This is a genomic window from Streptomyces sp. NPDC054961 (assembly GCF_053609145.1).
The window spans coordinates 84713-89963 of record NZ_JBSGWY010000003.1 but is presented as its reverse complement, the minus strand read 5'-3'; the positions used below and the strand labels follow the sequence as shown (position 1 = coordinate 89963).

5 protein-coding genes are annotated in these 5251 nt (G+C 71.3%); 3 read left to right on the top strand and 2 right to left on the bottom strand.

Translation table 11 applies throughout. The features are described from left to right. Nucleotides 1-63: 63 nt before the first annotated feature. Entirely contained in the window at nucleotides 64-1728 is a 1665-nt protein-coding gene (locus ACWF9Z_RS04540; RefSeq protein ID WP_453597381.1) for a fumarate hydratase, read from the bottom strand. Between the two features lie 160 nt (nucleotides 1729-1888). Between ACWF9Z_RS04540 and ACWF9Z_RS04535 the strand changes: the two genes are divergently transcribed. After that, complete coding sequence (locus ACWF9Z_RS04535; protein WP_453597379.1) at nucleotides 1889-2572, top strand: DUF1707 SHOCT-like domain-containing protein; 684 nt, start codon at nucleotides 1889-1891, stop codon at nucleotides 2570-2572. 198 nt (nucleotides 2573-2770) lie between these two features. Continuing rightward, entirely contained in the window at nucleotides 2771-3145 is a 375-nt protein-coding gene (locus ACWF9Z_RS04530) for a WhiB family transcriptional regulator (protein WP_453597377.1), read from the top strand. A 183-nt stretch (nucleotides 3146-3328) separates the two neighbouring features. Here the strand turns inward: ACWF9Z_RS04530 and glpX are convergent, their stop codons facing one another. Beyond that, on the bottom strand, nucleotides 3329-4360 hold the full coding sequence (gene glpX / locus ACWF9Z_RS04525; RefSeq protein ID WP_453597375.1) for a class II fructose-bisphosphatase: 1032 nt from the start codon (nucleotides 4358-4360) through the stop codon (nucleotides 3329-3331). A 263-nt stretch (nucleotides 4361-4623) separates the two neighbouring features. Here glpX and ACWF9Z_RS04520 point away from each other — a divergent pair, with 263 nt between their 5' ends. Next, nucleotides 4624-5151, top strand: coding sequence for a DUF4245 domain-containing protein (locus ACWF9Z_RS04520; protein WP_453597828.1), 528 nt, complete (start codon nucleotides 4624-4626; stop codon nucleotides 5149-5151). Nucleotides 5152-5251 lie beyond the last annotated feature (100 nt).

Genomic DNA, 5251 nt, shown 5'->3' with positions numbered 1-5251 from the left:
CCCGGCTCCTCCGGCGGCGCGCCTCGCCGCTCGTCGGGCCCCCCCCCCCCCTCGGGGGATGCGCTACAGGCCCGGGCCGCGGACCGGGATGTGGGTGAACGTCGGCTCGGGGGCCGGGTTCTGGAAGAAGTCGTTGCCCTTGTCGTCGACCACGATGAAGGCCGGGAAGTCCTCCACCTCGATCTTCCAGACCGCCTCCATGCCGAGCTCCTCGTACTCCAGGACCTCGACCTTCTTGATGCAGTCCTGGGCCAGGCGCGCCGCCGGGCCGCCGATGGAGCCGAGGTAGAAGCCGCCGTGCGCGGCGCAGGCGTCCGTCACCTGCTGCGAGCGGTTGCCCTTGGCGAGCATGACCTTGGAGCCGCCCGCCGCCTGGAACTGCTCCACGTAGGAGTCCATGCGCCCGGCCGTGGTGGGGCCGAAGGAGCCGGAGGCGTAGCCCTCGGGGGTCTTCGCGGGGCCGGCGTAGTAGACCGGGTGGTCCTTGAGGTACTGCGGCATCGGCGCGCCCGAGTCCAGCAGCTCCTTGATCTTGGCGTGCGCGATGTCGCGCGCCACGACCAGCGGGCCGGTCAGCGAGAGCCGGGTCTTGACCGGGTGCTTGCTCAGGGTCGCCAGGATCTCGTCCATCGGCTGGTTCAGGTCGATGGAGACGACGTCCGCCGACTCGTCCAGGTGCGAGTCCGTGGTCTCCGGCAGGAACCGCGCCGGGTCCGTCTCCAGCTGCTCCAGGAAGACGCCCTCGGCGGTGATCTTCGCGGTGGCCTGGCGGTCCGCCGAGCAGGAGACCGCGATGGCCACCGGCAGGGAGGCGCCGTGGCGCGGGAGGCGGACGACGCGGACGTCGTGGCAGAAGTACTTGCCGCCGAACTGCGCGCCGATGCCGATCTTCTGGGTCAGCTCGAAGACCTGCTGCTCCAGGGCCTGGTCACGGAAACCGTGGCCCAGCGCGGAGCCCTCGGTCGGCAGCTCGTCCAGGTAGTGCGCCGAGGCGTACTTCGCGGTCTTGAGCGCGTGCTCCGCCGAGGTGCCGCCGACCACGATCGCCAGGTGGTACGGCGGGCAGGCCGCGGTGCCCAGCGAACGGATCTTCTCCTCCAGGAACTTCATCATGGAGGCCTCGTTGAGGACCGCCTTGGTCTCCTGGAAGAGGAAGGACTTGTTGGCGGAGCCGCCGCCCTTGGCCATGAAGAGGAACTTGTACGCCCCGCCGTCGGTCGCGTACAGCTCGATCTGCGCGGGCAGGTTCGAGCCGGTGTTCTTCTCCTCCCACATGGTGATCGGGGCCATCTGCGAGTAGCGCAGGTTGAGGCGGGTGTACGCGTCGAAGATGCCGCGCGACAGCGCCGCCTCGTCCGCGCCCGACGTCAGCACGTTCTGGCCGCGCTTGCCCATCACGATCGCCGTGCCCGTGTCCTGGCACATGGGCAGCACGCCGGCCGCCGCGATGTTGGCGTTCTTCAGGAGGTCGAGCGCGACGAACTTGTCGTTCGCCGAGGCCTCCGGGTCGTCGATGATCCGGCGCAGCTGCGCGAGGTGCGCGGGGCGCAGGAAGTGCTGGATGTCGTGGATCGCCTCTTCGGCGAGCTTGCGCAGCGCCTCCGGCTCGACCTTGAGGAACGTACGGCCGTCGGCCTCGAAGGTGGAGACGCCTTCGGAGGTCACCAGTCGGTAGGGGGTGGTGTCCTCGCCCAGGGGCAGCAGGTCGGTGTACGCAAACTCTGGCATGACGGCAGTCAGTCCTCACTCGGCAGACGGCGCTGACGACCAATTGGCAGCGCGGTGTCAAGCGTAGGACCTCCGCGGGGACGTTTGTCTGTGAGGTAAGGCTCACTGGGCCCCGTCGGGGGAGTATCGCGATCTATCGTGTCTCGCTATGCTGGGTGACGTGGACCTGGAAAAGCACCCCGCGGCAGCCGCCGCCCCCGCAGTTGCAGCAGCCGGCGCGCTGCGCGCCTCCGACGCCGACCGGGACCGGATCGCGCAGATCCTCGCCGACGCCCTGGCCGAGGGCCGGCTCAGCGCCGAAGAGCACTCCGACCGCCTCGACTCGCTGTACGCCTTCAAGACGGTCGGCGAGCTGGACGTCCTCGTGCGCGACCTCCCCGCACCCGGTGCCGGCGCCCGGCAGGAGCCCGCGTACGGCCCCGAGGGGTACGCGGGGCAGCCCGTGGGCACCCCGGCCGAGACCCTCGTCGCGGTGTGCAGCAGCTCCTCCCGGAAGGGCCGCTGGCGGCCGGGCGCGCACACCCGCGCCGTCTCCGTCCTCGGTGACATCTCCATCGACCTCACCGAGGCCGTCTTCGCGCAGCAGGTCACCGAGATCAACGTGACCTGCGTCCTCGGCAACGTCGAGATCCTGGTCCCGGAGAACGTCACGCTGCGCGGCTACGGCAGCGGGGTCCTCGGCAACGTCGAGGTGCACGGCGAGGGCGCCGGCGCGACCGACCCGCACGCGCCGGTCGTGATCGTCCGGGGGTTCGCGCTGCTGGGCAACATCGAGGCCCGGCGCAAGTCCGGCGCCCGCCTGGTCGACCTGGCGCTCAAGCTCCGCAAGCGCCCCGGGAGTTGACCGCGTCCGGTCCGTGCCGGACGGGTGGCGCATAGGTACCGGGCGTATGCCGGGTGAGTGGCGGACACCGGCCGGAGACCGGCGGTGGATTTCGGTCGAACCTCGCGGATCGGCGGCACTCGGTGCATAGGGGCGCGCACAGCGGGTAGGGACAGGTGCATCGTCTCTCGCTCGCGTATACGTCGTCAGGAGTAGACCGTGCCGCATCCGCTGCGCCAGTCCCTGCAGGTAGCCGCCGTCCAGAGTCTTCAGGGACGGCCCGCGGCGGCCGTGCCGAAGCCGCGGGTGCCGGCCAGGGAAGAGGACGGTCCCTGGCACGCGGACGCGGTGTGCCGGCGGGACGAGGCCGGGCTGTTCTTCGCCCCCTCCAAGGAGCCCACGGCCGCCAGGCTCTCCCGGGAGGAGGCCGCCAAGCGGGTCTGCGCCCGGTGCCCCGTGATGGTCGCCTGCCGGGAGCACGCACTCATACAGCCGGAGCCGTACGGCGTCTGGGGCGGGCTCACGGCCGCCGAGCGCCGGGTGGTGCTGGCGCGCCGGCGGCGCCGGGCGGGGGAGCTGCGCGAGGCCTCGTAGGCACGCGTCCTCCCAGGCGCGCTGCCGCGGAGGCGCGCGCGGCCGGGCATGACGGACCGGGCATACGGACCGGGCGCACGGACCGGACACACGGAAGGGGCGCTCCCGCCGCACGCGGGAACGCCCCTTCCGGCGTGCCGTCTCCGGCACGCCCACGGTGGTCTGTGGCGCTCTGGCCGCGTCCTACTGGGCGCGGTCGAAGTCGATCGCGCTGTACGCGCGGAGCTTCGAGAGCCGGTGGGTCGAGTCGATCTGCCGGATCGTGCCCGACTTCGAACGCATGACCAGGGAGGAGGTCGTCGCGGTCGCGGAGCGGTAGTGGACGCCGCGCAGCAGTTCGCCGTCGGTGATGCCCGTGGCGACGAAGAAGACGTTGTCGCCGGAGACCAGGTCGTCGGTGTGCAGGACGCGGTCCAGGTCGTGGCCCGCGGCGATGGCCTTCTGACGCTCGTCCTCGTCCTTGGGCCAGAGCTTGCCCTGGATGGTGCCGCCGAGGCACTTGATGGCGCAGGCCGAGATGATGCCCTCGGGGGTGCCGCCGATGCCGAGGAGCAGGTCGACGCCGGTGCCCTCGCGGACCGCCATGACCGAGCCGGCGACGTCGCCGTCGGAGATGAACTTGATGCGGGCGCCGGTCTCGCGGATCTCCTTGACGATGCCCTCGTGGCGGGGGCGGTCGAGGATGACCACGGTGACGTCCTCCACGGCCATCCGCTTGGCCTTGGCGACGCGGCGGATGTTGACGGAGGCCGGGGCGTTGATGTCGACGAAGTCGGCGGCCTCGGGGCCGGTGACCAGCTTCTCCATGTAGAACACCGCGGACGGGTCGAACATGGTGCCGCGGTCGGCGGCGGCCAGGACGGCGATGGCGTTCGGCATGCCCTTGGCGTTCAGGGTGGTGCCGTCGATCGGGTCCACGGCGATGTCGACCTCGGCACCGGTGCCGTCGCCGACCCGCTCGCCGTTGAAGAGCATCGGGGCTTCGTCCTTCTCGCCCTCGCCGATGACGACCACGCCGTTCATCGAAACGGTGGAGATCAGGGTCCGCATCGCGTTGACGGCGGCGCCGTCGGCGCCGAGCTTGTCGCCGCGCCCGACCCAGCGGCCCGCGGCCATGGCGGCGGCCTCGGTGACCCGGACGAGTTCCAGGGCGAGGTTGCGGTCGGGGGCCTCCGGGGAGACTTCGAGCTGGGGCGGCAGGTTGTGCTCGGTCATCGGAGCGCACCTTTCTGTACGGCGACGGCCGGGAGTGAGGGTCCCTGGACTCTATCGGTACGTCGATAAATTGAGCAGACCGGGTCACGTATGAGCGGAATATCGGTCAGCGGATTGTCCTGAGCGGACGTCTTGTGGGGAAACGCCCGGGGTGCGGCGGAGCGTGAGGGGGTGCGAGGGGGTACGAGGGGCTCGCGGGGGCGCCACGCCGACCCCGGCGAAGATCTGTGCCGGCGATGCGGGACGATGGTCACGTGGCAGGTATGAAGGGCAAGCAGACGGTTCGGGACATGGTCCTCTCGCTGGGGGTGATCGGCCTCATCGTGGGCGGCATCTACATGTTCATCCCTCATGACGAGAAAGCCGACCCGACGCGAGTGGTCGACTACCGCGTCGAGACACTGACGGCCCGGCGCGCGGCCCCGTACCCCCTGGCCGCCCCCGTGGGGCTGCCGGAGGAGTGGCGGGCGACCTCGGTGGGCTTCGAGCGGAAGAACGCCAACGCCTGGCACCTGGGCTTCCTGGACCCGCAGCAGCAGTACGTGGCGGTGGAGCAGTCCACGGACGCCACGGCGGGCTACATCGGCAAGGTCACCAAGAAGGCGACGGCCACCGGGCAGACCCAGCAGGTCGGGGACCAGGTCTGGGAGCGCTGGGACGGCGAGAAGTACGACGCCCTCGTGCGCCAGGAGCAGGGCTACGTCACGGTGGTGACCGGGACGGGCTCCTTCGAGCAGCTCGGGGCGATGGCGGCGGCGCTGGAGTTCAAGCAGGGCGCCGAGAAGCAGTAGCGGCGCGCCCCCGCCGCCGCACGACCTGCCCATCGGGGCGCGCGGGGCGCGCGGCCCGGGCCGGGCGCGCGGGGCCTCCGCGCCGGCGGGGCGGCGCGCG